A 26111-nucleotide genomic window follows, 5' to 3' on the forward strand; every position below is an offset into this window, starting at 1 on the left:
ATGGACCAGCCCGCCATCCTCGCCGAGGCGCTGAGCAAGCGCTACGCCCCCGATGCGCCGCCGGCGGTCGATGGCCTGTCCTTCTCCATGCCGCGGGGGGCGACCTGGGGGCTGCTCGGCGGCAACGGGGCCGGCAAGACGACCACCATCGCCATGCTGCTCGGCCTGCTGGTGCCGAGCGGCGGGCGCATCAGCGTGCTCGGCCACGACATGGCGCGGGACCGGTTCGCGGCGCTGGCGCGGATGAATTTCTCCTCGCCCTATATCGCCCTGCCCGCGCGGCTGAGCGTCGCCGAGAACCTCCGCGTCTATGCCCATCTCTACGACGTGCCGGAGGCGGAGCGGCGGATCGGCGAGCTGGCGGCGCAATTGCAGCTGACCGACCTGCTGGACCGGCCGGCCGGGGAGCTCTCGGCCGGGCAGAAGACGCGCGTGGCGCTCGCCAAGTCGCTGGTGAACCGGCCGGAGCTGCTGCTGCTCGACGAGCCGACGGCGAGCCTCGACCCCGATACCGGCGATTGGGTACGCAGCTGGCTGGAGCGGTACCGTACCGAGACCGGCTGCTCCATCCTGCTCGCCAGCCACAACATGGCCGAGGTGGAGCGGCTCTGCGACCATGTGCTGATGCTGAAGCAGGGGCGCATGGTCGATGCCGGCAGCCCGGCCGAGCTGCTCGGCAAGTATGGGCGGGACGACCTGGAGCAGGTCTTCCTCGACATCGCCCGCGGCCGCCAGCGGGTGCCGGCATGAACCGGGCCGCGCTGCGTCGCATCTGGGGGATCATCTACCGCCATCTCGCCCTCTACCGGCGCTCCTGGCCGCGGGTGCTGGAGCTCATGTACTGGCCGGTGCTGCAGATGGTGGTCTGGGGCTTCGTCACCTCCTACCTCGCGGGCGTCCAGGGCAATACGGCGAGCGTCGCCGCCGGCGTGCTGCTCGGCGGCGTGCTGCTGTGGGAGGTGGCGCTGCGCAGCCAGATGGGCTTCTCCCTCTCCTTCCTCGAGGAGATCTGGTCGCGCAATCTCGGCCATGTCTTCGTCAGCCCGCTCCGCCCGCGGGAGCTGGTGGCGGCGCTGATGGGGATGAGCCTGATCCGCGTCCTGGTCGGCGTGCTGCCGGCGATGCTGCTGGCCTGGCTGCTCTATTCCTTCGGCATCCTGACGATGGGGCCGGTGCTGGTCGGCTTCTTCGCGGCGCTGCTGGTGATGGGCTGGGCGGTCGCGCTCGGCGTCACCTCGCTGATCCTGCGCTATGGCGCGGGGGCGGAGGCGCTGGCCTGGTCGATCCTCTTCGGGCTGACGCCCTTCTCGGCCGTCTTCTACCCCGTCGCCATCCTGCCCGGCTGGCTGCAGCCGGTGGCGCTCGCGCTTCCTTCGGCGCATGTCTTCGAGGGGATGCGGGCGGTGCTGCGCGACGGCACGGTGGAGACGGGACACCTGCTGGCGGCCTTCGCGCTGGATGCGGCCTGGCTGGCGCTGATGGGCTTCGTCTTCCTCCGCCAGTTCCAGTCCGCGCGGGTGCGGGGCGCGCTGCTCAATATCGGGGAATAGCGGCGCGATGCCGGAGACACGCTTCCACCTGATCCGCCATGCGCTGGTCGAGCCTAAGGCGCGGACGCTGTTCTACGGCGCGATGGACGTGCCGCTCTGCGACCTCGCCCTCAAGCAGGATGCCTCGCTGTTCCGCTGGCTGGCGGCGAGGCTGCCGCGGCCGGCGGTCTGGGTGACCTCGCAGCTCGCCCGGACGCGGGCGACGGCGGCGGCCATCTTCGCCGCCGGCTATCCGGAGCAGGCGCTGGCGACCGAGCCGGGGCTCGCCGAGCAGCATCTCGGCGAATGGCAGGGCCTGCCGCATGAGGCGCTGGCGGCGAAGCTGCGGCACCCGGCGCATCCCTTCTGGCCGCATGCGGCGGAGGAGGAGCCGCCGGGCGGCGAGAGCTTCGCCGCCGTCACCGCGCGCGTGGGGGAGGTGCTCGACCGGCTGGCCGCGGCGCATGCCGGGGCGGATGTGGTGGTGGTCGCCCATGGCGGGTCGATCCGCGCGGCGGTCGCCCATGCGCTCGGGCTGACCGGGCACCAGGCGCTGGCCTTCTCCATCCGCAACCTGGGCGTGACGCGGCTCGAGCGCCACGGCGGCGACTGGCGAGTCTCCGCCGTGAACGAGGAGCCCTGGGTGATGCCGGAGTTCGACTAGAGGATCTTCACCCACTGCGTCAGGTGGTCGAGGAAGACGTCCTTGTCCACGCCGTGCAGCACGATGGTGCTGTCGCCGATGGTGATCTTCGTCATGCCGTGGTCGCCGCTGACATAGGGCGCCAGGTCCTTCGCGGTCATGATGCCGGAGCCGTTGATGTCGGGGGCGAGCAGCAGCCGGTCGCCGTTCGAGAAGTCGGTGATGTGGTCGTGGCCGAAATGGTCGCCGAAGTAGAAGCTGTCCTGGCCGTCGCCGCCCGTCATGACGTCATCGCCGGCGCCGGCCGACAGCGTGTCGTTGCCGTCGCCACCGACCAGGGTGTCGCTGCCATCACCGCCCGCCAGCAGGTCGTTGCCCTTGCCGCCGAGGAGCAGGTCGTTGCCGGCGCCGCCATAGAGGTCGTCGTTGCCTGCGCCGCTGTCGAGGGTGTCGTTGCCCGCGCCGCCGTCGAGGAAATCGTTGCCGTCCTCGCCGCCCAGGTAGTCCTGGCCGCCGCCGCCATGGATCTCGTCATTGCCCTTGCCGCCGGTCAGCGTGTCGTCGCCGCTGCCGGCGCTGATGGTGTCGTTGCCCTGGTCGCCACGGACGAAGTTGCGGCCGTCGCCGGCGTCGATGCTGTCGTTGCCCTTACCGCCGAAGATGATGTCGTCCCCGCGGCCGGTATGGACGGTGTCGTCGCCCTTGCCGAGGAAGATGTGCAGCGGGTTGGCGTTGCCCGCGCCGTCGACATAGCTGTCGCCGGTGCGCATGGAGAGGTCGAGGATGGGGAGGGCACTGTCGACATGGTAGAAGGCGTCGACGCCACACGGCACTTCGTCGAAGGCCAGGTGGCCTCCGTTGCCGCCGATGATGGATGCGTAGTCGGCCATGGCACGGTTCCTTGCTGTCGGTACGCGCGAAGGGCGTTAACCACAGCGGACGATACAACCTGTGATTGCATTCCGTCTAACGGAAACACTTTGTTAACTGTAACAAACTGTCTTCCCGCTTCGGCCTCCCCGGCCACGCCGCCGCCACCCATTCCGGCGAAGCTTTGGACAGGGCGCGGAAAGCCGGGTAGCCTCCGCCGCGAAATTCCATGACTTGGCGGGGAAGCTTCATGCGGCGTCTGATGATTCTGGGCCTTGCCCTGGCAATGCTGGCCGGTTGCGCAGGCGGCCCGCCCGTCGGGGGGGAGGAGCAGACGCTGGTCGACCGGGCGACGCTGTCCGTCCAGGAGATCCTCGGCGAGGGCAATGACCGGCTGAAGGCGGCGGAGCTGCTGCGCCGGGCGCGGGCCGTGCTGGTCTGCCCGCGCATCTTTCGCGGCGGCTTCTTCTTCGGCGGCGAGGGCGGCGGCTGCGTCATGGTCGGGCGGGATGCCGCCGGCTCCTGGTCCTCGCCGGCCTTCTACTCCCTGGGCTCGGGCAGCTTCGGCCTCCAGGCCGGCATTCAGGACCTGCAGATCCTGATGCTGATCATGAACGACAAGGCGCTCACCGCGCTGCTCGACAGCCAGCTCAAGGTCGGGGCCGATGCCTCGCTCGCCTTCGCCACCTATGGCGGGTCGGTCGAGGGGGCGACGACCGCGGCCGCCGGGGCGGACATCGTCGCCTTCGCCCGGGCCCGCGGCCTCTATGCCGGGCTGACGCTGGAGGGGACGCTGCTCTCGGCGCGGAGCGAGTGGAACCGGGCCTACTACCGCCAGGAAGTCGGGCCGCGGCAGATCGTGGTGGCGATGCAGGCGCACAACCCAGGGGCGGACCCGCTGCGGGCGGCGCTGATGCGCTTCGATGCCGCTGCCTCGGCGCCCGCCCCGCCGCCGGCCGCCTATCAGCAGGCCCCGGCCTACCAGCAGCCGGCACCCGGGACGCTCGGCAGTGGCCCGCCGCCGGTGGCGGGCGGCGTGCAGCGGGCGCCGCTGCCGCCGCTGCGCTGAACGCAAGCGCGGGCGGAGCCTGAGGGGGCAGCGTCCCCCTCGGTGCCCCCAGGTTGCCCCGCGCCGCCCCCGGGTCTATGCCGCGCCCGACCGCGGAGTGCCCCATGACCGACCTCCTCCCCATCCACCGTGCCCTGATCTCCGTCTCCGACAAGGCCGGGCTGCTCGAATTCGGCAGGTTCCTGGCCGGGCAGGGGGTGGAGATCCTCTCGACCGGCGGCACCGCGCGGGCGCTGCGCGAGGCGGGCGTGCCGGTGAAGGACGTCTCCGAGCATACCGGCTTCCCGGAGATCCTGGACGGGCGGGTGAAGACGCTGGTGCCGCAGGTCCATGGCGGCCTGCTCGGCCGGCGGGACCTGCCGGAGCATCAGGCCCAGATGGCCGAGCATGGAATCGCGCCGATCGACCTCGTCGCGGTCAACCTCTACCCCTTCGAGGCGACGGTCGCCGGCGGCGCCGGCTTCGAGGACTGCATCGAAAACATCGACATCGGCGGCCCGGCGATGATCCGCAGCGCCGCCAAGAACCACGCCCATGTCGTGGTGCTGACCGAGCCCGCGCAATTCGCCGAGGTGCAGGCCGAGCTGGAGGCCGAGGGGGGCACGCGCCTCGCCACCCGCCGTCGCCTCGCCGCCGCGGCCTATGCGCGGACGGCCGCCTATGACGCGGCGATCTCCGGCTGGTTCGCTGGGCAGCTCGGCGAGGAGTTCCCGCCGCGCCTCGCCCTCGCCGGGGTGTTGCGCCAGGGGCTGCGCTATGGCGAGAACCCGCACCAGCAGGCGGCCTTCTACACCGACGGCAGCGCCCGGCCGGGCATCGCCACCGCCCGCCAGGTGCAGGGCAAGGAGCTGTCCTACAACAACCTGAACGACACCGACGCCGCCTTCGAATGCGTCGCCGAGTTCGACCGGCCCGCCATCGTCATCGTCAAGCACGCCAATCCCTGCGGCGTCGCGGTCGATGAGAGCCTGGCCTCGGCCTGGGACCGGGCGCTGCTCTGCGACCCGGTCTCGGCCTTCGGCGGCATCGTCGCGGCGAACCGGGTGCTGGACGCGGCGGCGGCAGAGAGGATCACCGCCATCTTCACCGAGGTGGTGGTGGCCCCCGATGCCGACGAGGCGGCGAAGGTGGTATTCGCCCGGAAGAAGAACCTCCGCTTGCTTCTAACCGGTGGCGTGCCCGACCCGACGGCGCCGGGCCGCATCGTCAAGAGCGTCTCCGGCGGCTTTCTGGCGCAGTCGCGCGACGCGGGGCGCGTCGAGCCGGCGGGGCTGACGGTGGCGACCAAGCGGGCACCGACCGATCAGGAGATGGTCGACCTGCTCTTCGCCTTCCGCGTCTGCAAGCATGTGAAGTCGAACGCCATCGTCTATGCCAAGGGGCTGGCGACGGTCGGCATCGGCGCCGGGCAGATGAACCGGGTCGAGAGCAGCCGCATCGCCGCCTGGAAGTCGGAGGCCGCGGCCAAGGCCGCCAGCCTGCCGGAGCCGCTGGCCCGCGGCAGCGTCGTCGCCTCGGACGCCTTCTTCCCCTTCGCCGACGGGCTGGAGACGGCGGCGGCGGCCGGCGCCACGGCGGTCATCCAGCCCGGCGGCTCCATGCGGGACAACGAGGTGATCGCGGCGGCCGATGCCGCCGGCCTCGCCATGGTCTTCACCGGGATGCGGCACTTCCGGCACTGACCGCCATGCAGCGTCTCATCGACGGGTACCACCGCTTCCGCGAGGAGACCTGGCCGCGCGAGCGCAGCCGGTTCGAGGCGCTGGCCGAGCACGGGCAGAGCCCGAAGACGCTGGTGATCGCCTGCTCCGACAGCCGGGTCGACCCGCAGATGATCTTCTCGGCCGCGCCCGGCGAGCTCTTCGTCGTCCGCAACGTCGCCAACCTGGTGCCGCCCTACATGCCGGATGCCGCCTTCCACGGCACCAGCGCGGCGCTGGAATTCGCCGTGCGGGTGCTGAAGGTGGAGCGGGTGCTGGTGCTCGGCCATGCGCTCTGCGGCGGCGTGCGGGCGCTGATCGAGGGGGCGCCGCCGGAGGCGCAGGACTTCATCGTCGGCTGGATCAGCATCGCCGCGTCGGCGCGGGAGCGGGTGCTGCGCTGCGAGCCGGCCGAGCAGCAGACCGTGGGCGAGCATGAGGCGGTGCGCATCTCGCTCCGCAACCTGATGACCTTCCCCTGGGTGGTGGAGGCGGTGGAAGCCGGGCGGCTGGCCCTGCACGGCGCGCATTTCGGCGTGGCGACTGGCAGGCTGATGCTGCTCGGTGCCGATGGAGAATTTCACCCGGCGTCCTGAGTCCGGCCCGAAACATGCCAGACTCCCCGCCGCGAATCGGGGGATTCTTCGCGTGCCGGACTGGCTGCTGCCCTTGCTGGTGCCCGTGGCGGCCGCCCTGGCCGGCGGCTTGCTGATGCTCGCCTTTCGCCCGCGCGGCGGCGAGGAGGGCGTGGCGCTCCTGGCCGAGCGGATGGAAGCGCTCTCCGACCGGATCGACCAGGCGGTGGCGCAGCAGAACGAGCGCCTGGCCCGCAGCCTCGCCGAGAGCGCCGACCGGACGCAGGAGAGCGCCCGGCGCATCCATGAGCGCCTCGCCGTCATCGATGCGGCGCGGGCCAATATCGAGGCGCTGGGCGGGCAGGTGACGACGCTCGCCGGCATCCTCGGCAACAAGCAGGCGCGCGGGGCCTTCGGCGAGGTGCAGCTGCGCGACATGCTGGCCGACCGGCTGCCGGCCGAGGGCTGGGCGTGGCAGCACCCGCTCTCCAACGGCACGCGCTGCGACGCGCTGATCCGCCTGCCCTTCCCGCCCGGGCCCATCGCCATCGACAGCAAATTCCCGCTCGAGGCCTGGCAGGCGCTGCGGGCGGCGGCGGACGACGCGGCGCGGGTGCAGGCCACGCGGCGGCTGGCCACCGATATCCGCCGGCATGTCGACGACGTGGCGACCAAGTACATCCGCCCCGGCGAGACGGCGGAGGGCGCGCTGATCTTCCTCCCCTCCGAGGCGCTGCATGCCGACCTCCACGCCCTGCATGGCGGGCTGGTGCAGGAGGCGGCGCGGCGCGGGGTCTATCTCGTCTCGCCGGGGACGCTCTGGGCCGTGCTCGGCGCCATGCGGGCCTTGATGCGCGACGTGCGGCTGCGGGCCGAGGCGCAGCACCTCCGCCTCGAGGTGGCGCGGCTGGCGGAGGAGACGGGGCGGCTCGACCGGCGCGTCGCCAACCTGAAGCGGCATTTCGGCGAGGCGCAGGCCGACATGGACCAGATCGGCATCACCGCGCAGAAGATCCTGGCGACCGCGGCCCGGATCGAGGCGGTGGAGATGGACACCCCCAGCCAGGCCCGCGCCGCCGAATGAGCGCGCTGCAGCTCCAGGCCCTCGCCGGGCTGCCGGCGCTCTGCCTGCTGGCCTGGGTGCTGGGCGGCTGCCGCCGCGGCGTGCGCCCGCGCGTGGTGGCGGCCGGCCTGCTCGGGCAGATGCTGGTCGCCGCGGCGCTGCTGCACCTGCCGCCGCTGCGCGCCGGCTTCGCCCTCGTCGGTGATGCGGTGGATGCGCTGGCGCGGGCGACGCGGGCGGGGACGACGCTGGTCTTCGGCTATCTCGGCGGCGGGCCGCTGCCCTATGCGGAGACGGTGCCGGGCGGCAGCTTCATCCTCTTCTTCCAGGCGCTGCCGCTGGTGCTGCTGGTCGGCGCGCTCTCCGCCGTGCTCTACCACTGGCGGATCATGCCGCTGGTGGTGAAGGGGCTCGCGCGCGGCCTCGGCTGGCTCTTCGGCCTGTCCGGGGCCTGCAACCTCTCGGTCGCGGCCAATGTCTTCGTCGGCATGGTCGAGGCGCCGCTGCTGATCCGGCCCTGGCTCGGGCGGCTGACGGAGGCGGAGCTCTTCGTCGTCATGGTTGCCGGCCTCGCCACGATCAGCGGCAACATGCTGGTGGTCTATGCGACGATGATCGCGCCGGTGGTGCCGGATGCGGCGGGGCAGCTGCTGACAGCGAGCCTGGTCTCCGCTCCCGGCTCCATCCTCGCCGCGCTGCTGATGCTGCCGGAGCGGGAGGCGGCGGTGGCCCCGGGACCGGAGGGCGAGGCCCCGCGCCTCTACGACAGCACCATGGATGCGCTGGTGCGCGGCACGGCGGATGGGCTGCAGCTGCTGCTCGGCATCATGGCCTCGCTCATCGTCTTCGTCGCGCTGGTGGCGCTGGCCAACGGCATCCTCCAGCCCTTGACGGGCTTGACGCTGGAGCGGGCCGCCGGCCTCGCCTTCTGGCCGCTCGCCTTCGCCATGGGCGTCCCGGCGGCCGAATGCGCGACGGTCGGCGCCAGCCTCGGCGTGAAGGTGGTGGTGAACGAGTTCGTCAGCTACCTGCAGCTGGCCGCGAGCGGCGGGGCGGGGCTGAGCCCCCGCTCCCGCGTCATCCTCACCTATGCGCTGTGCGGCTTCACCAATTTCGCCTCGGTCGGGATCATGGTGACGGGCATGGCCGGGATGTGCGCGGAGCGGCGGGCGGACATCCTGCGGCTCGGGCTGCGGAGCCTGGTCGCGGCGAGCATCGCCTGCTGCATGGCGGGGGCGACCGTCGGGGTGCTGACCGCCCCCTGAGCAAGATTCGCCAAGCGGCGCCGGCCTCCGCCCTGCTAGGCTCGGCACGGCATGGCGATCACGACCCTTCTCGCCGGTGATGCCGTCACGGTGGTGGACTACCGCTGCGAGGCCGGCCCCGGCGCCCGGCCGCAGGCGGAGGCGCATGGCGGCTTCTCCGTCTCCTATGTGCGGCGCGGCAGCTTCGGCTATGCCTCGGGCGGGCTGCGCTGCGAGCTCGTCGCCGGCAGCACCCTGCTCGGCTTCCCGGGAGACGAGTATCGCTGCACGCATGAGCATGCCTGCGGCGACGAGTGCCTTTCCATCCAGCTCTCGGCCGGGCTCGCCGCCGGCTTCGAGGAGCGCTGTGAAAGCTGGCGGATCGGCGCGCTCCCGCCGCTGCCGGAGCTGGTGGTGCTCGGCGAGCTGGCGCAGGCCGCGGCGGAGGGGCGGAGCGATATCGGCCTCGACGAGGCCGCGCTGCTCTATGCCGCCCGCTGCCTCGCCCTGACCCGCCCCGCCGTGCGGCGCTCGGCCCCGCCGCGCGCGGCCGAGCGGCGGCGGATGGTGGAGGTCGCGCTCTGGATCGAGGCGCAGGCCGCCGAGCCCCTGGCGCTGGAGGCCATGGCGCGGCAGGCGGAGCTCAGCCCCTTCCACCTGCTGCGCCGCTTCACGCGCGTCATCGGCGTGACGCCGCACCAGCACCTGGTCCGCGCCAGGCTGCGCCGCGCGGCGCGGCTGCTCTCGCGCGGGGAGGGCAGCGTCAGCGACATCGCCTATGAGGTCGGCTTCGGCGACCTGTCGAATTTCATCCGTACCTTCCGCCGCGCCGCCGGCGTCTCGCCACGCGGCTTCCGCCGGCTGGCGCGAGGGGACCGCAACATTCTCCAAGATCGTCCGGCCCGCCCCGCGTCATCCTGAGCGCCGTCACGGGCTGGAGGGGATCGGGCGATGTTCGACCATGTCGGGTTGCGGGTGCGGGATCTGGCGGCGAGCCGGCGCTTCTATGCGGCCGCGCTGGCGCCGCTGGGCCATCGGCCGGCGGAGGGCGATGGGTTCGGCCCGGCGGGCAGCCCCGGGCTCTGGCTGCATGGCGAGGCAGCGGCGGAGGGGGGCGTGCACCTCGCCTTCCGCGCGGCGAGCCGGGACGCCGTCGACGCCTTCCACGCCGCCGGCCTCGGCGCCGGGGGCCGGGACAACGGTGCGCCGGGACCGCGGCCGGATTACGGGCCGCACTACTACGCGGCCTTCCTGATCGACCCCGAGGGGAACAATGTGGAGGCCGTCTGCCTGGCCCCGGCGGGCTGATGGCCTCGCTCTACCGCGAGGCGCTGCTGCCGGCGCCGGCCGATGCGGTCTGGGCGGCGCTGCGGGAGGCCGGCGCCGTCGACCGGCTCTTCCCCGGCGTGCTGGCCGCGGCGAGGCTGGAGGGCGAGACCCGCATCGTCACCTTCACCGACGGGCAGGAGGTGCGGGAGCGCATCCTCGGCCTCGACGAGGGGCGGCGCCGCATCGCCTATGCCGTGCTGCGGGAGGGGCTGCACCACGCGGCGGCGATGCGCGTGGTGGCGGAGGGGGCGGATCGCTGCCGCTTCCTCTGGACCACCGATGTTCGGCCCGATGCGGCCGCGGCGCGGATCGCGGCCCTGATGGATGCTGGGATCGCGGCCCTGCAGCGCTGGGCGGCCGGCTGAGCGGCGCAACTCCGGGGCGCGCCGAGGTTTCTGGCCCTGTTGCAACCACGCCGGAGACGAATGATGCGCCTCGCCGCCCCGCTGCTGCTGCTCGCCCTGCTGGCCGCCTGCGGCGGACCGCCGACCCGGAATGACGGGGTGGCGACGCCCGACCAGAACGGCCGCATCGCGCCGACCCCGCAGACCACGGCGCCGCGCACCATGCGCTGAGCCCATCCCGGCCGCGTGTTGAGCGGCCCCCGGAAACATGGAACCCTGGCCCCCTTGCCGTGCCGGAGGTCCCGCCGTGAGCCATCTCGTCCATCGCAGCCTGCATGCCGACCCGCCGCTCGCGCTGCGGGGCGAGGGCATCCACCTCTACGACCAGGACGGGCGGGCGATCATCGATGCCTCGGGCGGCGCGGCCGTCGCCTGCCTCGGCCATGGGCATCCCAAGGTGATCGAGGCGATCAAGGCGCAGCTCGACAGGCTCGCCTATGCCCATACCGCGCTTTTCAGCTGCGAGAGCGCCGAGGCGCTGGCGGATGCGCTGGTCGGCGACCGGCCGGGCGGGCTGACGCACGCCTATTTCTGCTCCTCCGGCTCGGAGGGGTGCGAGGCGGCGATCAAGTTGGCGCGGCAGTATTTCCTCGAGATCGGCGAGCCGCAGAGGACGCGCTTCATCGCCCGCCGGCAGAGCTACCACGGCAACACGCTCGGCGCGCTCTCGGCCGGCGGCAATGCGATGCGCCGCGCCCCCTACCAGCCGCTGCTCTCGCCGGCCTTCAGCCATGTCTCGGCCTGCTACGCCTATCGCGGCCAGGCCGAGGGCGAGGGCGACGAACAGTATGTCGCCCGCCTCGCCGAGGAGCTGGAGGCGGAGTTCCAGCGCCTCGGCCCCGATACCGTCATCGCCTTCATGGCGGAGACGGTGGTGGGCGCCACGCTCGGCTGCGCGACGGCGCTGCCCGGCTACTTCCCGGCGATGAAGGCGGTCTGCGACCGGCACGGCGCGCTGCTCATCCTCGACGAGGTGATGAGCGGCATGGGCCGCTGCGGCACCCTGCATGCCTGGGAGCAGGAAGGGGTGGTGCCCGACATCCAGGTCGTCGCCAAGGGCCTTGGCGGCGGCTACCAGCCGATCGGCGGCATCCTGGTGCATGGGCGCGTCATGGAGGGCTTCCTCCAGGGCTCCGGCGCCTTCATGCATGGCCATACCTACCAGGCGCATCCGGTGGCCTGCGCCGCGGCGCTCGCTGTGCAGCAGGTGATCGCCGAGGAAAGACTGCTCGAGAACGCGCAGGCGATGGGCGCGCGGCTGGAGCAGCGGCTGCTGGAGCGCTTCGGCAACCACCGGCATGTCGGCGACATCCGCGGGCGCGGCCTGTTCTGGGCGGTGGAGTTCGTCGCCGACCGCGCCGGCAAGACGGTCTTCGAGCCGGGCCTGAAGCTGAACGAGCGGGTGAAGATGGAGGGCTATGCCCGCGGCCTCGCCTGCTATCCGATGGGCGGCACCATCGACGGCCGGCAGGGCGACCATGCCATCCTGGCCCCGCCCTACAACGTCACCGCGGAGCAGATCGACACCATCGTCGAGCGCTTCGGCGCGGCGGTGGATGCGGCGCTGGAGACCCTGTAGCCGCCGCGCAACCCGGAACCTTCCGATCCGCCATCGCGTTCTTCCAGCAGAGGCCGCCGCATCCCGCGACGTGCCGAGGGAGTGCCAGACATGGACAAGGATCGCATCGAAGGCATGGGCAAGCAGGTCAAGGGCGCGGTGAAGGATGCCGTCGGCAAGGTGACCGGCGACACCGCCACCCAGGCCGAGGGCAAGGCCGACAAGGCCGAGGGCAAGGTGCAGAACACCTATGGCGGCGCCAAGGACAAGGTCCGCGACGCGACCAACGACTGAGTGTCCATGAAGGCCCCCGCACGGGGGCCTTCCGCCTTGCCCGTCCCCGGCAAATGGGGGATAGCCCTGCCGGACAGCAGGGAGGCCTCGCCGCGCTGTGCCGCTTACCCGTGATGAGGTCGTACTGGCCTATCGCCTGCTCCTCGGTGGCGAGCCGGAGAGCGACGCCGTCGTCGAGGGCCATCGCCGCGAGCATGCCGATCTTGCCGGCCTGCGGCGGAGCTTCATGAGCTCGGCCGAATTCCGGGACCAGGTCGGGCAGCCCGTCGCGCCCCTGGCCGCCTCGCTGCCGCTCGAGGCGCCGCCCTTGCATGTCGGACCGAGGCCTCGCCGGAGGCCCTGGACGGCCTGCTGCGCGCGGTGGCGGCGCGGTGGCAGGCGATCGGCGAATCCGCGCCGCACTGGTCTGTGCTCAGCAGTGACGAGTTCCGCCCCGAGCGCATCGCCGAGACCGAGGAAAGCTTCTACGCCTCGGCCGCGACCGACCGGGCCATTCTGCTCGGCATCCTCGCCCGCGTCGGGCGCGCCGCAGGAATTCGCCACCGTCGTCGAGTATGGCTGCGGGGTCGGCAGGCTGACGATGCAGATCGCGCCGCTGTTCCGGCAGGTGACGGGGCTCGACATCTCGGCGTCGCACCTGCAACTGGCGGAGCAGCGTCGGCAGCGCCTCGGCCTCGGCAATGTCGCCTTCCGGCAGGTGACGGCGGAGCGGCTGCACCCGGTGCCGGGCTTCGACCTCTGGTTCTCGCGCATCGTGCTGCAGCACAACCCGCCGCCGGTGATCCTGCACATCCTCGACGGCATGTTCCGCGCACTGGCGCCGGGCGGCCTCGCCATCTTCCAGGTGCCGACCTACTACATGGGCTATCGCTTCAGCCTGGCCGACTATGCGGCGGATGCCTCGGCGCCGGCGCTCGAGATGCACATGGTGCCGCAGCGGGCGGTGCTCGAGCTCGGGCACCGGCATGGCTGCCGGCTGCTCGACCTCCGCGAGGACACCTGGGTGGTCGCGCAGCGGGCCGACTGCCTCTCCAACAACTTCGTCTTCCAGAAGGGCTGAAGCCTCAGAGTTCGCAGCCGGCCATGTCATCCGGCCGGGCGGTCCGCAGCATCGCCTCGCGCCCGCACTCCTCGTAGCGGCGGTAGGAGGCCTGGACGAAGGCCTCGAGGCCCAGGTCCCGCCCCGGCTCGCCGAAGCGGAACGCCGTCTCGTAGGGCAGCCGGTGCGCCTCGCGGATCTCGGGATAGATCGGCCAGTGCGCCTTCTCGGCCAGCGGGTTGTGGAAGGCATCCGGCGCGAACCGCCCGTCGAGGCCGATGGCGCGGGCGATGCACGTTGCCTGCGCGGCGAAGGCGCCGCTGGTCGGATGGTTCGTCGAGTAGAGCGTCTGCTCCTGCCGCGTGGCCTCGAGGAAGGCCTCGGCGAAGGTGATGTCCATCGGCTGGTCGCGCCGGCGCAGCTCCGCGGCCGACTCCTCCCAGGCCCGGAAATAGCCGAGCCGCTCATAGGTCCGGGCGTTGAAGCGGGTGAGGCAATCCCGCTCGCCATGCCCTGGAGGAAGCAGAGCAGCACGATGCGGTTGTTGTACTCGCCGATCGCGCTGTGGACGCGCCGGCCGAAGGGCCCGAAATAGGTGATGTCCGGGTGCAGCCCGGTGAAGTGGATATTCGTCATCAGATGGAAGCGCCCTGGGTCGAGCGCCCGGAGCCGGCTGGTGCAGAGGTCCGGATGGTCATCGCCGAAGGGGACGGAGATGACCTCGCCCGCCAGCCCCGCCCCCATCGCCGCCAGCGCCGCCTCGAAAGCCGGCTCGCCGCGGGCATTCACGTCGGCGATCCAGCGCACCCAGGCCTTGCTGCCGGTGCGCAGGCAGTTGGCCAGCACCGGCGCGTTGCAGTTGCCGACCAGGGTCAGCACCCGGCCGCCGCCGGGGCCGTTCACACGGCGGAATTCCTCGCGGTCGAGCAGGGCGCGGATCACCGGCCCCGGCCCCTCGCGGCGCAGCGCGGCGGCTTGGGCGGCCAGGCTGTCGGCATCGGGGCCGCGTTGCAGCAGGCCCTGGTAGAGCGCCTCGACGATGTCCTCGGCGGAGAAGAAGGCCTTCATGCCCGTTGGTCCCTGGCCGCCCCGGGCATCAGTCGTCGCCCGGATCCGCGGCGAGGCTGAGCGCGACCCAGGGCTGCGTCTCCGAATTGCTCTCGCCGGCGAGGGCGGAGGTGCGGATCTCGAGCAGGCCCTCCGCCTCGCGGATGGACTGGACGAACTGCATGCGGATCAGCGCCTCGAAGCTTTGCAGCCGCGTCTCGTGCCGGCCGGCCACCTCGCGCAGCGCGGGGTGGCCGGCGCGGCGCAGCGCATTGAAGGCGCGCAGGCTGAGGGCGGCGCAGAAATTCCAGAAGGCATGCAGCTGCATCCGCGCGCCGCTGCCATCCGGGTTGGGGAAGTCGACGACGACGAGGTCCGACTTGCGCGGATGGAACGGCTCGATCCCCAGGGTCTGCACCTGGAAGGCGTGCAGCGCGCGGTCGATGCTGGCCGCAAGCCCCGGATCGTCGAGCACCGGCAGGGCGCGGACCAGGGCGAGGATCGCCGCCGCATGGCAATCGGCGAAGGGCGCCGCGGCGGAGACCAGGCCCATCAGGAAGCCGGATTCCGTCTCGCCGGTGATGCCGCGGAAGGGCCGCTCGAACTCCAGCAGCGTGTCGACCACCTGCCGCAGGTCGCGGCGGTACCGCTCCTCCCCGGTCGCCTTCCACATGTCGACCAGGCCATGCGCGACGAAGGCCAGCGGGCGCGAGAAGATGGCCGAGGCGTCGCTGCGCTGGGCGGCGAGCAGGCTCTCGGCGTAGACGGCGTGGAAATGGTCGAACATCGCCCGGCTCTGGTCGCGCAGCAGCAGCGCGGCGCGCGGCATGCCCGGCTGGCCGGCGCCGCGGTAGCAGCGGGCGAAGGCCGCCATCTCTGCCCCGTAGTCGTAGGAGATGGAGAGGTCGAGCGGATGCGCGGTCTGCCGCGCCGCGAAGCCATGGGCGCGGAACATCGCGCTGCAATCGGCCACGCGGTCGTAGAAGCCGCCGCCGGTGATGGTCTTCCGCTCCGCCGCCACCAGCCGCTCGCCGCGCCAGGCGCCGGGAAAGCGGTGCTGCGCGACGACCCAGTGCAGGCGGTTCGGCTGGGCGATGACGGCCTCGACCCGCGCCATACGGCCCGGGTCGCGCGGCATGCTGTGGATGGCGAGCGCGAAGCCGCGCATCTCGTCCCGCTGCGTCATCGACCAGTAGGGCGCGCCCTCGGCGGCCAGGCTGTCCTGGCCGGGTGCCGCGGCATCGTGGCGGAGCGGCGCCCGGCCCGGGCGGTCGATGAGGATCGTGCCGTAATGCACGTTGTTCGTGCCGTGGCTCAGCCCGTCCTGCCCGATGGTCAGCACGACGTCGGAGACGTTGATGCCCGGGTCGAGGTCGAGCGCCGCCTCGGCATCGACGAACATGGAGGAGGCGTGCACGACATAGCTGTAGGTGAGCTGGCCGAGGCGGAGGCGCCGGCCGCCATGCAGGAAGCTCAGCTCGCTGCGGTGCGAGAGGCGGAGCCGCCGCGCATCCTGCTCGATGTCCCAGCCGGCGATGGCATCCTCGACATCGAGGCTGTGGGTCTCGCCGTCATGGGTGAAGTGCACGTAGTTGCCGGTGAGGATGACGTTCTTCGCATCCCGCCCGTCATGGAAGCGCGTGCCGATGGTGACGCTGCCGGCCGGCAGGTCACATTCCACATGCAGGAAGGTGTGGATGAACTTTGCCCGGCCGCCCTCCCGCTCCGCCTGCTCCAGCCGGGCATGGCCGGTGCGGCGGAAGATGAAGGGGCCCTCGCAAAGCGAGGTGAGGAAGCGGAAGGCATGGCCGACCGCCTCCGGATGCTGCCGCCATACGGCGGGGAGGGCGAGGAATTCGAGGATCTTCGCGTTGTCGTCGGCCCAGAACCAGCGGTCGCCGAGGATGGGGAACTCCGTCTCCGACACGGCGAGGCCCGCGCTGCCCTCCAGCGCCACGGGCTGCATCAGCTTGCGGGTGATGAAGTCCGCATAGGCGAGGGGATCGCTGGGGAGGGCTCGCATCCTGCCCTTGAACGCCAGCCTCACATTCCTGTCAATTGAACTTTGACAGAATAGATTTTGCCGACCTTGTAACGATACGGCTTCCGGCAAGATAAGAAATCAGAAACTACGTCGTGCCTTCAGTGCCGCCGCCAAGGTGCCCTCGTCGAGGACATCGAGCGCCCCGCCCATCGGCACGCCCTGCGCCAGGCGGGTGACGCGCACGCCGGTGCCGGCCAGCCGGTCGGACAGGTAGTGGGCGGTCGTCGCGCCGTCGACGGTGGCGGGCAGGGCGAGGATCACCTCCTCCACCTTCGCCTCGGCGATGCGCGCCAGCAACGGCTGCACGGCGAGGTCCTCCGGCCCGACGCCGCCGAGCGCCGAGAGCGTGCCGCCCAGCACGTGGTAGAGGCCGCGATGCGCATGCGCCCGCTCCAGCGCCCAGAGCTCGGAGACGCCTTCCACCACGCAGATCAGCCCACGGTCCCGCTGCGGGTCGCGACAGATGCGGCAGGGGTTGCGCGCATCGAGGTTGCCGCAGACGCCGCAGGGCTGCACCGCCGCGGCGGCCGCCTGGAGCGCTGCGGCGAGCGGCAGCATTACCCGGTCCGGCTGCATCAGCATCTTGAGCGCGGCCCGCCGCGCGCTCCGCCGGCCGAGGCCCGGCAGGCGCGCGAGCAGCCCGACCAGCTGCTCGATCGGGTCCGAGGGCGGATCGGCGGGCCGGTCGCTCATCCCGTCAAAAGGGCAGCTTGAAGCCGCCCGGCAGCCCGCCCGGCAGGTTCAGCCCGGCCGTCGCCTTCTGCATCTCCTCGGCCATCATGGCCTCGACCTTCTGCTTGGCGTCGGCATGGGCGGCGACCAGCAGGTCCTCCAGCACCTCGCGCTCGTCGGCCACCATCAGGCTCGGGTCGATGGCGACGCGCTTGAGGTCGCCCTTGCCGGTCAGCGTCACCGAGACCATGCCCGCGCCGGCGGCGCCCTCGACGGTGGTGGCGTCGAGCTTGGCCTGCATCTCCGCCATGCGGGACTGCATCTGCTGGGCCTGCTTCAGCATGTTGCCGAGATTCTTCATGGCGCGGACCTACTCCCTGTCATCGTCGTCCGGTGGTGGAACATCGTCGAAGTCCGGCGGTTCGTCCCCTGCCTCCGCGGCGGGGAGGGTCGAGAGGCCGTAGGCATCCGTCCCGGCATCGCGCACCGCCTCGATCACCGTGCCGGGGAAGGCGGCGAGCACCGCCTGCACCAGCGGGTGGCTCTGCGCCAGGCTGCGGCGCTCCGCATCGGCGGCGCGGCCCTGCAGGGCGAGGGTCGGCTCGCCCTCGGCATTGGAGAGGGCGATGGTCCAGCGCTGGCCGGTCTGCTCCAGCAGCAGGGCGCCGAGCTCGGTGGCGAGGTCGCGCGGGGCGGCCGGCTGCACCCGCATCTCGATCCGGCCCGGGGTGACGCGGACGGGATGGACGCTGTGGACCAGATGCGCATGCAGCATCGGCTTCCGCCCGGAGGCGAGGGCGACCACGTCGCGCCAGCCCTGCGGCGCGGCGAGCGCCGGCGCGGCGACGGCATCGGCCAGCACCGGCGCGCCGTTGGCGACGGCGCGCATCCCGCCGCCACTGCCCGGCGGCGCGGGGCGCGGCGTGCTGGCCGGCACGCTGCCGCCCTCGGCCAGGCGCCGCACCAGGTCGCCCGGCGTCGGCAGCTCCGCCACATGGGCGAGGCGGATCAGCACCATCTCGGTCGCGGCGCGTCGGTCCGGCGCCTCGTTCACCTCGCCGAGGCCCTTCAGCAGCATTTGCCAGGCGCGGCCGAGCACGGGGACGGAAAGCCGCTCGGCCAGCGCGGCGCCACGGGTGCGCTCGCCCTCGGTCAGCGCAGGGTCGTCCCTGAGGCCGGGCACGCTGCGCAGCCGTGTCAGCGTATGGGTCAGCTCGAGCAGGTCCTGCAGCACCACTGCCGGATCGGCGCCGCGCTCATGCGCCCGGTCGAGCAGGGCCAGCGCCTCGGCGGTGCGGCCCGCCATCAGCGCCTCCATCAGCTCGAGCACCATGGCGCGGTCGGCGAGGCCGAGCATGTCCCGCACCGCCTCGTCTGTCACCCGCCCCTCCGCCCCGCCGAGGGCGATCGCCTGGTCGAGCAGGGAGAGGCCGTCGCGCACCGAGCCGTCCGCCGCCCGCGCCAGCATCGCCAGCGCCTCCGGCTCCACCGTCACCCGCTCCAGCCCAGCGATGCGCTCGAAATGCGCGCGCAGCTCGGCCTGGGGGACGCGCTTCAGGTGGAAGGTCTGGCAGCGCGAGAGGATGGTGGCCGGGACCTTGCGCAGCTCGGTCGTCGCCAGCATGAATTTCACCTGGGCCGGCGGCTCCTCCAGCGTCTTCAGCAGCGCGTTGAACGCCGCCGTCGACAGCATGTGGACCTCGTCCAGGATGATGACCTTGAAGCGCCCCTGGGCCGGGCGGTAGCGCAGCCGCTCGCGCAGCTCCCGCACGTCGTCGATGCCGTTGTTGGAGGCGGCGTCGAGCTCCTGCACATCCGGGTGGCGGTCCGCAAGGATGGCGCGGCATTCCGGGCAGACGCCGCAGGGCTCGGGCGTCGGCCCGCCCTTGCCGTCCGGGCCGATGCAGTTGAGCGCGCGGGCGATGATCCGCGCCGTCGTCGTCTTGCCGACGCCGCGCACGCCGGTCAGCAGGTAGGCATGGGCGACGCGGTCCTGCGCGAAGGCGTTGCGCAGCGTGCGCACCAGGGCTTCCTGCCCGATGAGCTGCTCGAAATTGCTCGGCCGGTACTTCCGCGCCAGCACCCGGTAGGGCGTGTCCGCGGCCGCCGCCGGGGCGGGGCCGGGCGGCGCCGGCAACGGCGGGGCCTCGCCGAAGAGGCCGGGGCCCTCGGGCGCGGGCGGCTCCGGCAGGGCCTCCCCGGGCGGGTCTTCGGTGCCGAACAGGGAGGAGGACATCGGCGCGGCGGGATCCCGTGCAGCTGGCCCGCCGGGCCGGGGAGAGGGTGGAAGGCCGGCAAGCGACCCGGGCGAGAACCCGTTACGGCTGCTTCCTTCCGGACCTGACCGGGTTGGCGGGGAGCCCGTCCACCGCCGACCTTCCGGGGGCACCATATCATGCCGCGGGGGGGCTCGCACAAGCCGGGCTCTTCCGCGCCCCACCGCCCGTTGCCCCGGCGCCCCCCGCATGGCACCGTCCGCCGCACATGCATTCCATTCCCGCCAGCCGGCCCAACGCCTATTCCGGCAGCCCCCTCGACCGCGCCTCCAACCGCCGCGAGGACGCCGCCTTCATCGATGCCGCCCTCGCGGATTCGGAGACGCTCTTCGTCCCCGTCTGGCGCAGCCGCAGCCTGATGCGCGGCGTCCAGGACGGCACGCCGGAGGCGGTGCTGCTGACCGGCGCCGCGGCCGAGGCGGTGCGCATGGCGGGCGGGCCCTGGGCCTTCCTCGGCTTCTGGGAGGGCCGCCCGGTCTTCGCCGTCGACTGCTCGCAGGCGGAGGACCCGCTGCCGCTCCTGCCCGACGGCATGGGCGCCTTCACCGACCTCCGCGCCGTCGCCGGGCTGCTGCCGCCGGGCGAGGCCAGCATCCTGGCCCATGCCCGCGGGCTGATGCACTGGCGCACCCGGCACCGCTTCTGCGGCGTCTGCGGCGCCGGCTGCGAGCCGCGCTCGGCCGGCAACGCCATGGCCTGCACCGGCTGCGGCGCCCAGCACTTCCCCCGTACCGACCCGGCCGTGATCATGCTGGTGGTGCGCGAGGGCCGCTGCCTACTCGGCCATTCCACCCGCTTCCCCAACAGCGTGATGTACTCGACCCTCGCCGGCTTCGTGGAGCCGGGCGAGACGCTGGAGGAGGCCGTCCGCCGCGAGGTGAGGGAGGAATCCGGCATCGAGGTCGGCGCGGTCCACTACCATTCCTCCCAGCCCTGGCCCTTCCCCGCCTCGATCATGCTCGGCTTCCATGCCGAGGGGCTGACGGAGCAGATCACCATCGACCCGGAGGAGCTGCGCGACGCCCGCTGGTTCACCGCCGCGGAGATGCGCAACCCGGAGGCGCACGGCTTCGCCCTGCCGCGCGGCGACAGCATCGCCCGCCGCCTGATCGAGGATTGGCTGGCGGGGACCGCGCCGTGAGGCGCCCGGCCGCGGTGCTGGCCCTGCTGCTGCCGCTCGGCGGCTGCGGCCTCTACAACAGCGTCGTCGGCACGGCCCCGCAGCGCCCGCCCGAGACGCCGGAGCAGCAGGAATGCCGGGAGGAAGCCCGGCGCTCCCCCAGCGTGACCGCGCTCAACCGCCAGCGCCTGCCGGGCAATGCAATCAATGACGACCGCCTCAGCCGGGAGGAGCGGACCCTGCTGGCCCGCGCCTTCCGCGACTGCCTGCGCGCCCGTGGCCTTACCCTGCCCGGCGGGGTCGAGCCGGAGCAGCCGCGGTAAACCTTCCCGGCGTGGGGTGGGCAGGGCCGGCCGGCCCTGCCTATACTGCACCGCAGCATGAATGCCTCGTCCATCCTCGTCGTCGTCGGCATGCGGTCGGAAGCGGCCCTGCTGCCGCGCGGGCTGCGCGTCGTCGTCAGCGGCGGCGACCCGGCGCGGCTGCGCAGCCTGCTGCAGGCTCAGCCCGAGGGGATCAGCGGCGTGCTGAGCTTCGGCATTGCCGGCGGGCTCGACCCCTCGCTCGTCACTGGGGACCTGGTGGTCGCCACGCGGGTGCGCGGGCCGGGCGGCGCCTATGCGTCGGATCCGGCCTGGTCGGCGCGGCTCGCCCAGCGCTGCGGGGCGCGGCTCGGCATGGTGGCGGGCGCGGCGAGCGTGGTCGGCGAGCCGGCCAACAAGCGGTTGCTGCGGGCGGCGACCGGGGCCCTCGTCGTCGACCTCGAGACCGAGGCCGCCGCCGCCTTCGCCACCGCCCGGCGGCTGCCCTTCGCCGCCCTGCGCTCCGTCGCGGACACGGCGGAGGAGGTCCTGCCCCGCGCCGCCGCCGTGGGGCTGACGCCGGATGGCCGCCCGGCCGCCGCCCGCGTCGCCCTCGCCCTGCTGCGCCAGCCGCGGGAGCTGCCGGCGCTGCTGGTCGTTGCCCGCCGCAGCCGGGCGGCGCTCGCCTCGCTCGGCAGCGCCGTGGAGCGCGCCGGCCTCACCGGCGAGGCGCGGTGACGCGCCGCGGCGGAGGCTGACAGGCCTCCGCGCCATGCCCGAGCGCCGCGAGGTCCGGGCGGCGACCCGGCATGCGCCGCCGGGCAATCCCGGGGCGCCTTCGTCGACGTGGTGGAAAGCGGAGACGTGAATGGGCCGGAATTCAGCTTTCGGCCGGCTGGTACGTTTCCAGCCCACCAAGAAGGAGGCAGCCATGAAACAGACAATCAAGGCGGTGTTGCTGGCGGCGACCGTGTCGTTCGGCCTTGCGGCCTGCGGCCAGAGCACCGGCGGGCGCGCCCTGTCGGGTGGCCTGCTCGGTGCCGGTGCCGGTGCCGGCGTGGGCGCGCTGACCGGCGGCAATGTCGGCACGGGCGCCCTGGTCGGCGGCGGCATCGGTGCGGCGGGCGGCGCGCTGACGGCACCGCGGCGCTACTAAGGCGGTTTCCGTTCGCACAGGCTCACGGAACCCACGCTAGCCTGTTGCTCGATCGAGCAGATACCTCCGGTCAGCTGATTCCACCTGATCGGAGCCTGTTCTGGAGTCCGGATCGGGCGCCAACCGGGATGGGGATGCCTCAGCGGCGCCGTGCCGCGTAGCCGCCATCCCGGTTGGAGGCGGCGCCGGCCATCCTGGGACCGCCCGGCGTGCTGAAGGCGAGGTCGGTGCGGTCGTCGAGGCCCATCGTATCCCAGACCGATGCAGGCCCGCCATCCGCCATGAGCCTGCCGCTGCCTGCGTCGGAGAGCCGGCGTTCGATCTGCTGCTGCTGCGCCGGCGTCAACTGCGCCCAGTTCAGGGCAAGCCAAGGATTCCGCCGCACGGTGCTGCGGATCCATTGGTCGCGGTCCCCCTCCGGCACGGCGGGGGCCTGCTCTGCCGTCGCGACCGCGGGAAGCGCGGGCGCCACCGGCGCGGGCAGCCTCCGTTCCGGCATGGCCGGAGCCTGTGGACCCGCCTCCGTTCCGCCCTGTGACCCTATCTGCGTTCCGGGCTGCATCCCGCTCGGCAAGCTCGCCAGCTGCGCAGGCCCGGCGACGGCAGGCAGCCGCGTGGCGTGCCGGGCTGCATAAGCCTCCGGATCGAAGAACTGGTCGAGGTAATCCATGCGGTTCATGGTCCCGCAGCCCGGCAGGAGGAGCAATGCGGAGAGCATTGCAGCCCGGCACCAGCGCCTCGGCCGGGGCATCCTGCCCAGACAGGCGCACCAAGCTCGATGACCATAGGACATGGCTGCGGAAACGTCCGGCGCGGGCCCCGGATGCCTCGGTGCCGTGACCTTGATCCCGGGCACGGCCCGGAGCGGGGCCGCCGGGCCGGTGCGGATGGAAGCCCGCTAGGTCACCCGCTCCATCTCCGCATCGTCGAGGTTGCCGGGCACGATCGTCATCGGCACCCGCACATGGGTGGCGTAGCGCCCGGTCAGCGCATTGATCAGCGGCCCCGGCCCGCTGCCGTCGCCGGCGGAGGCCAGCACCAGGATCGAGATGCGCGGGTCCTCCTTCAGCAGGGCCAGCAGCTCGTCACGGGTATGCCCCTCGCGGATCAGCAGGATCGGCAGCCCGCCGGTGATCTCGTTCACCTGCGCGGCGAGGCCGCTCAGCACGCGCTCGGCCTCCTCCCGCCGCTCCTCGGCCATCATGGCGCCGACGCCGGCCCATTCGGTGATGCCCTCGGGCTCGATCACCCGCAGCAGGGCCACCCGCCCGCCGCCGTTGCGGGCGCGCAGGCAGGCGTAGCGGAGGGCGACGTCCCGCTCCGGGCTGTCATCCACCACCACGAGGAACACCCGGTCCCGCTTGCTGGCGGCCTCCTGCTGCTCCCGCGTCTCGTCCATCAGCCCCTCCGGAACAGGACGCTGCCGAACCAGCCGGCCAGCGCCGCGAACAGAATGCAGGCCAGACCGTAGACGAAAGGCTGCTGCGCCGCGACGGTGGCGATGCGGTCCGCCGTGCCGACCCGGTCCACCCGGAAGGAGAGTTCCTGCCGCGCCATGATCCGGCGGGAGCGGACCAGCAGCACCTCCACCTGGTAGTCGCCCGTCGGCACCGCGGCGGGCAGCGGCAGGCGGGCATGGAAGAGGCGGCTGCCGGCGATCTCGATGGGCGCGGCATCCTCGACCCAGAGCCCGTTGCTGCTCTCGAGCTCGAGCAGCGCCGCCCGGAAGGCCGGCGACCGTGCCCCGGTGCTGGTCAGCGGCAGGCTGTCGAGGCCGACGCTGTTCCGCTGCCGCTCCTCCTCCGGCAGCACCTGCCAGGCCGGCCGCGTGCCGGCGAGGAAGTAGAAGCCCGGCACGCCCGCGAAGCGGGCCGAGGGGCCGTTCACCCAGATCACCCCGAGGATGGAGACCTTCCGCCGCACCACCACCGGCCGGGTCGGGCCGCGGGCGACCACCAGCACCTCGTCGCCGCCCGGGCCGATCGGGCCCTCCGTGCTGCCGAAGACCATCACCGAGGTGCCGGTGAAGCCGGTCGTCACCTCCACGGCATTCTGCGACAGCGCCGCGACCAGCGGCAGCTCCTGCGCCCGCCCCGCCCCCGTCCAGGCGAGCAGCAGCAGCAGCAGCAGGGCCAGGCGGATCACAGCGCCGGCCCGCTGCTGAACAGGTTCGCCGGCCGCCGCAGCAGCCCCCAGAGCAGGCTGAGCGCCACCGAGAGCACCAGCAGGCCGAGCAGCGCCCGCGTCTCCTCCCCCCGCAGCCGCGTCCCCATCGAGGCGCCGAACTGCGCGCCCGCGACCCCGCCGAGCAGCAGCAGCATGGTCAGCAGGATGTCGACCGTGCCGAGCTGCACCGCCTGCAGCAGCGTCACGTTGGCCGCGACGAAGACCACCTGGAACAGTGAGGTCCCGATGACGACCGAGGTCGGCATGCCGAGGAAGTAGATCATGGCCGGGACCAGCATGAAGCCGCCGCCCACCCCCATCACCGCCGAGAGCACGCCGATGCCGAAGCCGACCGCGAAGGGCGGGATGATGGAGATGTAGAGCCGCGAGCGCCGGAAGCGCATCTTCAGCGGCAGGCCATGGATCCAGAAATGCTCGTGCAGCTTGCGCTTGTGGCTGGTGCGGCGGCGGAGGATGGCGCGGACGCTCTCCATCACCATCAGCCCGCCGACCGTCCCCAGCACGACCACGTAGAAGACCGAGACGGCCAGGTCGACCTGGCCGATCCGCCGCAGCAGCGCGAAGAGCTGCACCCCCGCCAGCGAGCCGAGCACGCCGCCGACCAGCAGCACGCTGCCCATCTTGGCGTCCACATTGCCGCGCCGCCACTGCGCGATGAGGCCGGAGACCGAGGCGCCGAGCGTCTGGTTCGCCCCCGAGGCCACGGCGACGGGGGAGGGGATGCCGATCAGGATCAGCAGCGGCGTCAGCAGGAAGCCGCCCCCCACCCCGAACAGGCCGGACAGCCAGCCGACGCCGAATCCGATGCCGACCAGCAGGAAGGCATCGACCGACATCTCGGCGATCGGCAGGTAGACCTGCATCGCAAATTCCGAACCAGAGGAGGAATGGCGGCGGTTTGGACCGGGCCTGTGGCGGGAGCAAGGCAGAAACGGCGCCGCCGTCCCTGAACCGATGGCGGAAGTAGGCGTTCAGCCGCCACAACCAGTCACGGATACAACAGATGGCGACGCGAACCATAGGCGCGACCACCGCGCCCGACACCACGACCGGCCCTGTGGAGGCGACCGCTCCGCTGCCGCACCGGGCCTCCTGGGGCGCCATCCTCGCCGGCGCGGTCGTCGCCGTCGCGGTGGGGACCATGCTCAACATCCTCGGCGCCGCCATCGGTGCCAGCTCGGTCGACGCCACCCAGGCCCAGTCGCCGAGCGGCTCCACCGTCGGCATCGTCGCCGGTGCCTGGCTGCTGATCTCGAACCTGATCGGCCTTGCGGTCGGCGGCTATGTCGCTGCCCGCCTTTCCGGCAGCGCGGACGGCACGGACAGCACGCTGCACGGCCTTTCCGTCTGGGCCATCGGCTACCTGGTCTCCGCGGTGCTGCTCGGCAACATCATCGGCGGCACGGCGTCGACGGCGTCCCAGGGCATCTCCTCCATGGTCGGCGGCCTCTCGCAGGCGGCGGGCCAGGCGGCCTCCGCGGCCTCCGGCCCGGCCAGCCGGCTTGCCAGCCAGGTCGACCCGCAGCAGCTCGTCGACCGCGCGCAGAACGCCCTCAGCGGCTCCGGCGGCGGCAACCCGGCCGCGATGACCAGCGACCAGCGCAAGGCCGAGATCGGCCAGCTGCTGACCCGCCGCGTCACCGACGGCAACCTGCCGCAGGGGGACCGCGACCGGCTGAGCCAGCTGGTCGCCGCCGAGTACAACGTCCCGGCCGAGGAGGCGAACCGCCGCATCCAGCAGGTCGAGCAGCAGGCGACCGAGACGGCGCAGACGGCCGAGCGCAGGGCCCGCGAGGCGGCCGATGCGGCGGCGACGGCCGGCGCGGTGGCGGCCTACTGGGCCTTCGCGGCGATGCTGCTCGGCGCCGTGGCCGCCGTGCTCGGCGCGCGGGTCGGGACGCGCAACGCGGCCCGGGTGGCGCGGCGCTACGCGTAAGGAGGCGACGGGGGCCCTGCCCCCGTGCCCCCGCCGGGGGGAAAGCTTCCCCCC

The 26111-nt window shown here is 72.7% G+C and carries 31 protein-coding genes and 1 other RNA gene; 21 read left to right on the forward strand and 11 right to left on the reverse strand.

What is annotated here, in order from left to right:
• From AC5JJ1_RS17295 to AC5JJ1_RS17305, 3 genes are read left to right on the forward strand one after another with little or no spacing between them, the layout of a single operon-like run.
• Window positions 1-750 (forward strand): ABC transporter ATP-binding protein, encoded by a 750-nt coding sequence (locus AC5JJ1_RS17295; protein WP_495786351.1) that lies wholly within the window; start codon window positions 1-3, stop codon window positions 748-750.
• Window positions 747-1550: an ABC transporter permease gene (locus AC5JJ1_RS17300; RefSeq protein WP_495786352.1), complete on the forward strand. Its 804-nt coding sequence runs from the start codon at window positions 747-749 to the stop codon at window positions 1548-1550. Before AC5JJ1_RS17295 ends, AC5JJ1_RS17300 begins: the two co-directional genes overlap by 4 nt.
• Window positions 1551-1557: 7 nt before the next feature.
• Window positions 1558-2193: a histidine phosphatase family protein gene (locus AC5JJ1_RS17305; RefSeq protein ID WP_495786353.1), complete on the forward strand. Its 636-nt coding sequence runs from the start codon at window positions 1558-1560 to the stop codon at window positions 2191-2193.
• Here AC5JJ1_RS17305 and AC5JJ1_RS17310 read toward each other — a convergent pair.
• A complete protein-coding gene (locus AC5JJ1_RS17310) occupies window positions 2190-3062 on the reverse strand; it encodes a calcium-binding protein (RefSeq protein ID WP_495786354.1) in 873 nt (290 codons plus the stop codon). The genes AC5JJ1_RS17305 and AC5JJ1_RS17310 overlap by 4 nt on opposite strands.
• A gap of 230 nt (window positions 3063-3292) precedes the next feature.
• On the opposite strand from AC5JJ1_RS17310, the gene AC5JJ1_RS17315 reads away from it, so the two are divergent.
• The 12 genes from AC5JJ1_RS17315 (at window position 3293) to AC5JJ1_RS17370 (ending at window position 13338) form a co-directional block, all read left to right on the forward strand.
• The gene (locus tag AC5JJ1_RS17315; RefSeq protein ID WP_495786355.1) at window positions 3293-4111 is read left to right on the forward strand and encodes a lipid-binding SYLF domain-containing protein; all 819 of its coding nucleotides are present in this window, start codon (window positions 3293-3295) and stop codon (window positions 4109-4111) included.
• Window positions 4112-4215: 104 nt separating this feature from the next.
• Window positions 4216-5793 carry a bifunctional phosphoribosylaminoimidazolecarboxamide formyltransferase/IMP cyclohydrolase gene (gene purH, locus AC5JJ1_RS17320; protein WP_495786356.1) on the forward strand — a complete coding sequence of 526 codons (1578 nt, stop codon included), beginning with the start codon at window positions 4216-4218 and terminating at the stop codon, window positions 5791-5793.
• Between the two features lie 5 nt (window positions 5794-5798).
• Complete coding sequence (locus AC5JJ1_RS17325; RefSeq protein WP_495786357.1) at window positions 5799-6407, forward strand: carbonic anhydrase; 609 nt, start codon at window positions 5799-5801, stop codon at window positions 6405-6407.
• A 52-nt stretch (window positions 6408-6459) separates the two neighbouring features.
• Window positions 6460-7470, forward strand: a complete 1011-nt coding sequence (locus tag AC5JJ1_RS17330; RefSeq protein ID WP_495786358.1) for a DNA recombination protein RmuC — start codon at window positions 6460-6462, stop codon at window positions 7468-7470.
• A complete protein-coding gene (locus AC5JJ1_RS17335; protein ID WP_495786359.1) occupies window positions 7467-8714 on the forward strand; it encodes a NupC/NupG family nucleoside CNT transporter in 1248 nt (415 codons plus the stop codon). The genes AC5JJ1_RS17330 and AC5JJ1_RS17335 overlap by 4 nt, the downstream gene beginning before the upstream one ends.
• Window positions 8715-8765: 51 nt before the next feature.
• Window positions 8766-9614, forward strand: a complete 849-nt coding sequence (locus AC5JJ1_RS17340) for a helix-turn-helix domain-containing protein (protein ID WP_495786360.1) — start codon at window positions 8766-8768, stop codon at window positions 9612-9614.
• Between the two features lie 30 nt (window positions 9615-9644).
• A complete protein-coding gene (locus AC5JJ1_RS17345; RefSeq protein WP_495786361.1) occupies window positions 9645-10001 on the forward strand; it encodes a VOC family protein in 357 nt (118 codons plus the stop codon).
• A complete protein-coding gene (locus AC5JJ1_RS17350) occupies window positions 10001-10387 on the forward strand; it encodes an SRPBCC family protein (RefSeq protein ID WP_495786362.1) in 387 nt (128 codons plus the stop codon). The genes AC5JJ1_RS17345 and AC5JJ1_RS17350 overlap by 1 nt, the downstream gene beginning before the upstream one ends.
• 60 nt (window positions 10388-10447) lie before the next feature.
• Window positions 10448-10597, forward strand: coding sequence for a hypothetical protein (locus AC5JJ1_RS17355; RefSeq protein WP_495786363.1), 150 nt, complete (start codon window positions 10448-10450; stop codon window positions 10595-10597).
• Between the two features lie 76 nt (window positions 10598-10673).
• Window positions 10674-12005 carry an aspartate aminotransferase family protein gene (locus tag AC5JJ1_RS17360; RefSeq protein ID WP_495786364.1) on the forward strand — a complete coding sequence of 444 codons (1332 nt, stop codon included), beginning with the start codon at window positions 10674-10676 and terminating at the stop codon, window positions 12003-12005.
• Window positions 12006-12095: 90 nt separating this feature from the next.
• A complete protein-coding gene (locus AC5JJ1_RS17365; protein ID WP_495786365.1) occupies window positions 12096-12278 on the forward strand; it encodes a CsbD family protein in 183 nt (60 codons plus the stop codon).
• 226 nt (window positions 12279-12504) lie between these two features.
• The gene (locus AC5JJ1_RS17370) at window positions 12505-13338 is read left to right on the forward strand and encodes a class I SAM-dependent methyltransferase (protein ID WP_495786427.1); all 834 of its coding nucleotides are present in this window, start codon (window positions 12505-12507) and stop codon (window positions 13336-13338) included.
• A gap of 4 nt (window positions 13339-13342) precedes the next feature.
• On the opposite strand, the gene AC5JJ1_RS17375 is transcribed toward AC5JJ1_RS17370, so the two are convergent.
• Entirely contained in the window at window positions 13343-13999 is a 657-nt protein-coding gene (locus AC5JJ1_RS17375) for a WcbI family polysaccharide biosynthesis putative acetyltransferase (RefSeq protein ID WP_495786428.1), read from the reverse strand.
• Between AC5JJ1_RS17375 and AC5JJ1_RS17380 the strand changes: the two genes are divergently transcribed.
• Window positions 13882-14445 carry a hypothetical protein gene (locus tag AC5JJ1_RS17380; RefSeq protein ID WP_495786366.1) on the forward strand — a complete coding sequence of 188 codons (564 nt, stop codon included), beginning with the start codon at window positions 13882-13884 and terminating at the stop codon, window positions 14443-14445. The genes AC5JJ1_RS17375 and AC5JJ1_RS17380 overlap by 118 nt on opposite strands.
• Here AC5JJ1_RS17380 and AC5JJ1_RS17385 read toward each other — a convergent pair.
• From AC5JJ1_RS17385 to ffs, 5 genes are all read right to left on the reverse strand, one after another.
• Entirely contained in the window at window positions 14414-16387 is a 1974-nt protein-coding gene (locus tag AC5JJ1_RS17385; RefSeq protein ID WP_495786367.1) for a hypothetical protein, read from the reverse strand. The genes AC5JJ1_RS17380 and AC5JJ1_RS17385 overlap by 32 nt on opposite strands.
• Window positions 16388-16486: 99 nt before the next feature.
• A complete protein-coding gene (gene recR, locus AC5JJ1_RS17390; protein WP_495786368.1) occupies window positions 16487-17101 on the reverse strand; it encodes a recombination mediator RecR in 615 nt (204 codons plus the stop codon).
• Window positions 17102-17105: 4 nt separating this feature from the next.
• On the reverse strand, window positions 17106-17441 hold the full coding sequence (locus AC5JJ1_RS17395; protein WP_495749988.1) for a YbaB/EbfC family nucleoid-associated protein: 336 nt from the start codon (window positions 17439-17441) through the stop codon (window positions 17106-17108).
• 9 nt (window positions 17442-17450) lie between these two features.
• Window positions 17451-19316: a DNA polymerase III subunit gamma/tau gene (locus tag AC5JJ1_RS17400; protein WP_495786369.1), complete on the reverse strand. Its 1866-nt coding sequence runs from the start codon at window positions 19314-19316 to the stop codon at window positions 17451-17453.
• Between the two features lie 49 nt (window positions 19317-19365).
• Window positions 19366-19458, reverse strand: an RNA gene (ffs, locus tag AC5JJ1_RS17405) — signal recognition particle sRNA small type.
• 106 nt (window positions 19459-19564) lie between these two features.
• Here ffs and nudC point away from each other — a divergent pair.
• The 4 genes from nudC (at window position 19565) to AC5JJ1_RS17425 (ending at window position 21934) form a co-directional block, all read left to right on the forward strand.
• Window positions 19565-20497, forward strand: coding sequence for an NAD(+) diphosphatase (gene nudC, locus AC5JJ1_RS17410; protein ID WP_495786370.1), 933 nt, complete (start codon window positions 19565-19567; stop codon window positions 20495-20497).
• Window positions 20494-20799 (forward strand): phosphoribosylamine--glycine ligase, encoded by a 306-nt coding sequence (locus AC5JJ1_RS17415; protein WP_495786371.1) that lies wholly within the window; start codon window positions 20494-20496, stop codon window positions 20797-20799. The genes nudC and AC5JJ1_RS17415 overlap by 4 nt, the downstream gene beginning before the upstream one ends.
• Window positions 20800-20856: 57 nt before the next feature.
• The gene (locus AC5JJ1_RS17420; protein WP_495786372.1) at window positions 20857-21516 is read left to right on the forward strand and encodes a phosphorylase family protein; all 660 of its coding nucleotides are present in this window, start codon (window positions 20857-20859) and stop codon (window positions 21514-21516) included.
• A 193-nt stretch (window positions 21517-21709) separates the two neighbouring features.
• The gene (locus AC5JJ1_RS17425; protein WP_495786373.1) at window positions 21710-21934 is read left to right on the forward strand and encodes a YMGG-like glycine zipper-containing protein; all 225 of its coding nucleotides are present in this window, start codon (window positions 21710-21712) and stop codon (window positions 21932-21934) included.
• 139 nt (window positions 21935-22073) lie between these two features.
• On the opposite strand, the gene AC5JJ1_RS17430 is transcribed toward AC5JJ1_RS17425, so the two are convergent.
• The 4 genes from AC5JJ1_RS17430 to AC5JJ1_RS17445 form a co-directional block, all read right to left on the reverse strand.
• A complete protein-coding gene (locus tag AC5JJ1_RS17430; RefSeq protein ID WP_495786374.1) occupies window positions 22074-22433 on the reverse strand; it encodes a hypothetical protein in 360 nt (119 codons plus the stop codon).
• A gap of 399 nt (window positions 22434-22832) precedes the next feature.
• A complete protein-coding gene (locus AC5JJ1_RS17435; RefSeq protein ID WP_495786375.1) occupies window positions 22833-23333 on the reverse strand; it encodes a universal stress protein in 501 nt (166 codons plus the stop codon).
• Window positions 23333-24079 carry a TIGR02186 family protein gene (locus tag AC5JJ1_RS17440; RefSeq protein ID WP_495786376.1) on the reverse strand — a complete coding sequence of 249 codons (747 nt, stop codon included), beginning with the start codon at window positions 24077-24079 and terminating at the stop codon, window positions 23333-23335. Before AC5JJ1_RS17440 ends, AC5JJ1_RS17435 begins: the two co-directional genes overlap by 1 nt.
• On the reverse strand, window positions 24076-24984 hold the full coding sequence (locus tag AC5JJ1_RS17445; RefSeq protein ID WP_495786377.1) for a sulfite exporter TauE/SafE family protein: 909 nt from the start codon (window positions 24982-24984) through the stop codon (window positions 24076-24078). Before AC5JJ1_RS17445 ends, AC5JJ1_RS17440 begins: the two co-directional genes overlap by 4 nt.
• 140 nt (window positions 24985-25124) lie before the next feature.
• On the opposite strand from AC5JJ1_RS17445, the gene AC5JJ1_RS17450 reads away from it, so the two are divergent.
• Window positions 25125-26057: a hypothetical protein gene (locus tag AC5JJ1_RS17450; RefSeq protein WP_495786378.1), complete on the forward strand. Its 933-nt coding sequence runs from the start codon at window positions 25125-25127 to the stop codon at window positions 26055-26057.
• Window positions 26058-26111: the final 54 nt, after the last annotated feature.

This window comes from Belnapia sp. (assembly GCF_059504005.1).

Bases quoted from the DNA above. Each gene is read 5' to 3' on its own strand.
- AC5JJ1_RS17335 (WP_495786359.1), top strand. From the start codon at position 7,467: ATGAGCGCGCTGCAGCTCCAGGCCCTCGCCGGGCTGCCGGCGCTCTGC.
- AC5JJ1_RS17420 (WP_495786372.1), top strand. From the start codon at position 20,857: ATGAATGCCTCGTCCATCCTCGTCGTCGTCGGCATGCGGTCGGAAGCG.
- AC5JJ1_RS17395 (WP_495749988.1), bottom strand. From the start codon at position 17,441: ATGAAGAATCTCGGCAACATGCTGAAGCAGGCCCAGCAGATGCAGTCC.
- recR (WP_495786368.1), bottom strand. From the start codon at position 17,101: ATGAGCGACCGGCCCGCCGATCCGCCCTCGGACCCGATCGAGCAGCTG.
- AC5JJ1_RS17370 (WP_495786427.1), top strand. From the start codon at position 12,505: ATGAGCTCGGCCGAATTCCGGGACCAGGTCGGGCAGCCCGTCGCGCCC.
- AC5JJ1_RS17310 (WP_495786354.1), bottom strand. From the start codon at position 3,062: ATGGCCGACTACGCATCCATCATCGGCGGCAACGGAGGCCACCTGGCC.
- AC5JJ1_RS17325 (WP_495786357.1), top strand. From the start codon at position 5,799: ATGCAGCGTCTCATCGACGGGTACCACCGCTTCCGCGAGGAGACCTGG.
- AC5JJ1_RS17400 (WP_495786369.1), bottom strand. From the start codon at position 19,316: ATGTCCTCCTCCCTGTTCGGCACCGAAGACCCGCCCGGGGAGGCCCTG.
- AC5JJ1_RS17300 (WP_495786352.1), top strand. From the start codon at position 747: ATGAACCGGGCCGCGCTGCGTCGCATCTGGGGGATCATCTACCGCCAT.
- AC5JJ1_RS17425 (WP_495786373.1), top strand. From the start codon at position 21,710: ATGAAACAGACAATCAAGGCGGTGTTGCTGGCGGCGACCGTGTCGTTC.
- AC5JJ1_RS17450 (WP_495786378.1), top strand. From the start codon at position 25,125: ATGGCGACGCGAACCATAGGCGCGACCACCGCGCCCGACACCACGACC.
- AC5JJ1_RS17350 (WP_495786362.1), top strand. From the start codon at position 10,001: ATGGCCTCGCTCTACCGCGAGGCGCTGCTGCCGGCGCCGGCCGATGCG.
- purH (WP_495786356.1), top strand. From the start codon at position 4,216: ATGACCGACCTCCTCCCCATCCACCGTGCCCTGATCTCCGTCTCCGAC.
- AC5JJ1_RS17355 (WP_495786363.1), top strand. From the start codon at position 10,448: ATGATGCGCCTCGCCGCCCCGCTGCTGCTGCTCGCCCTGCTGGCCGCC.
- AC5JJ1_RS17305 (WP_495786353.1), top strand. From the start codon at position 1,558: ATGCCGGAGACACGCTTCCACCTGATCCGCCATGCGCTGGTCGAGCCT.
- AC5JJ1_RS17430 (WP_495786374.1), bottom strand. From the start codon at position 22,433: ATGCCGGAACGGAGGCTGCCCGCGCCGGTGGCGCCCGCGCTTCCCGCG.
- AC5JJ1_RS17365 (WP_495786365.1), top strand. From the start codon at position 12,096: ATGGACAAGGATCGCATCGAAGGCATGGGCAAGCAGGTCAAGGGCGCG.
- AC5JJ1_RS17315 (WP_495786355.1), top strand. From the start codon at position 3,293: ATGCGGCGTCTGATGATTCTGGGCCTTGCCCTGGCAATGCTGGCCGGT.
- AC5JJ1_RS17385 (WP_495786367.1), bottom strand. From the start codon at position 16,387: ATGCGAGCCCTCCCCAGCGATCCCCTCGCCTATGCGGACTTCATCACC.
- nudC (WP_495786370.1), top strand. From the start codon at position 19,565: ATGCATTCCATTCCCGCCAGCCGGCCCAACGCCTATTCCGGCAGCCCC.
- AC5JJ1_RS17340 (WP_495786360.1), top strand. From the start codon at position 8,766: ATGGCGATCACGACCCTTCTCGCCGGTGATGCCGTCACGGTGGTGGAC.
- AC5JJ1_RS17295 (WP_495786351.1), top strand. From the start codon at position 1: ATGGACCAGCCCGCCATCCTCGCCGAGGCGCTGAGCAAGCGCTACGCC.
- AC5JJ1_RS17345 (WP_495786361.1), top strand. From the start codon at position 9,645: ATGTTCGACCATGTCGGGTTGCGGGTGCGGGATCTGGCGGCGAGCCGG.
- AC5JJ1_RS17445 (WP_495786377.1), bottom strand. From the start codon at position 24,984: ATGCAGGTCTACCTGCCGATCGCCGAGATGTCGGTCGATGCCTTCCTG.
- AC5JJ1_RS17435 (WP_495786375.1), bottom strand. From the start codon at position 23,333: ATGGACGAGACGCGGGAGCAGCAGGAGGCCGCCAGCAAGCGGGACCGG.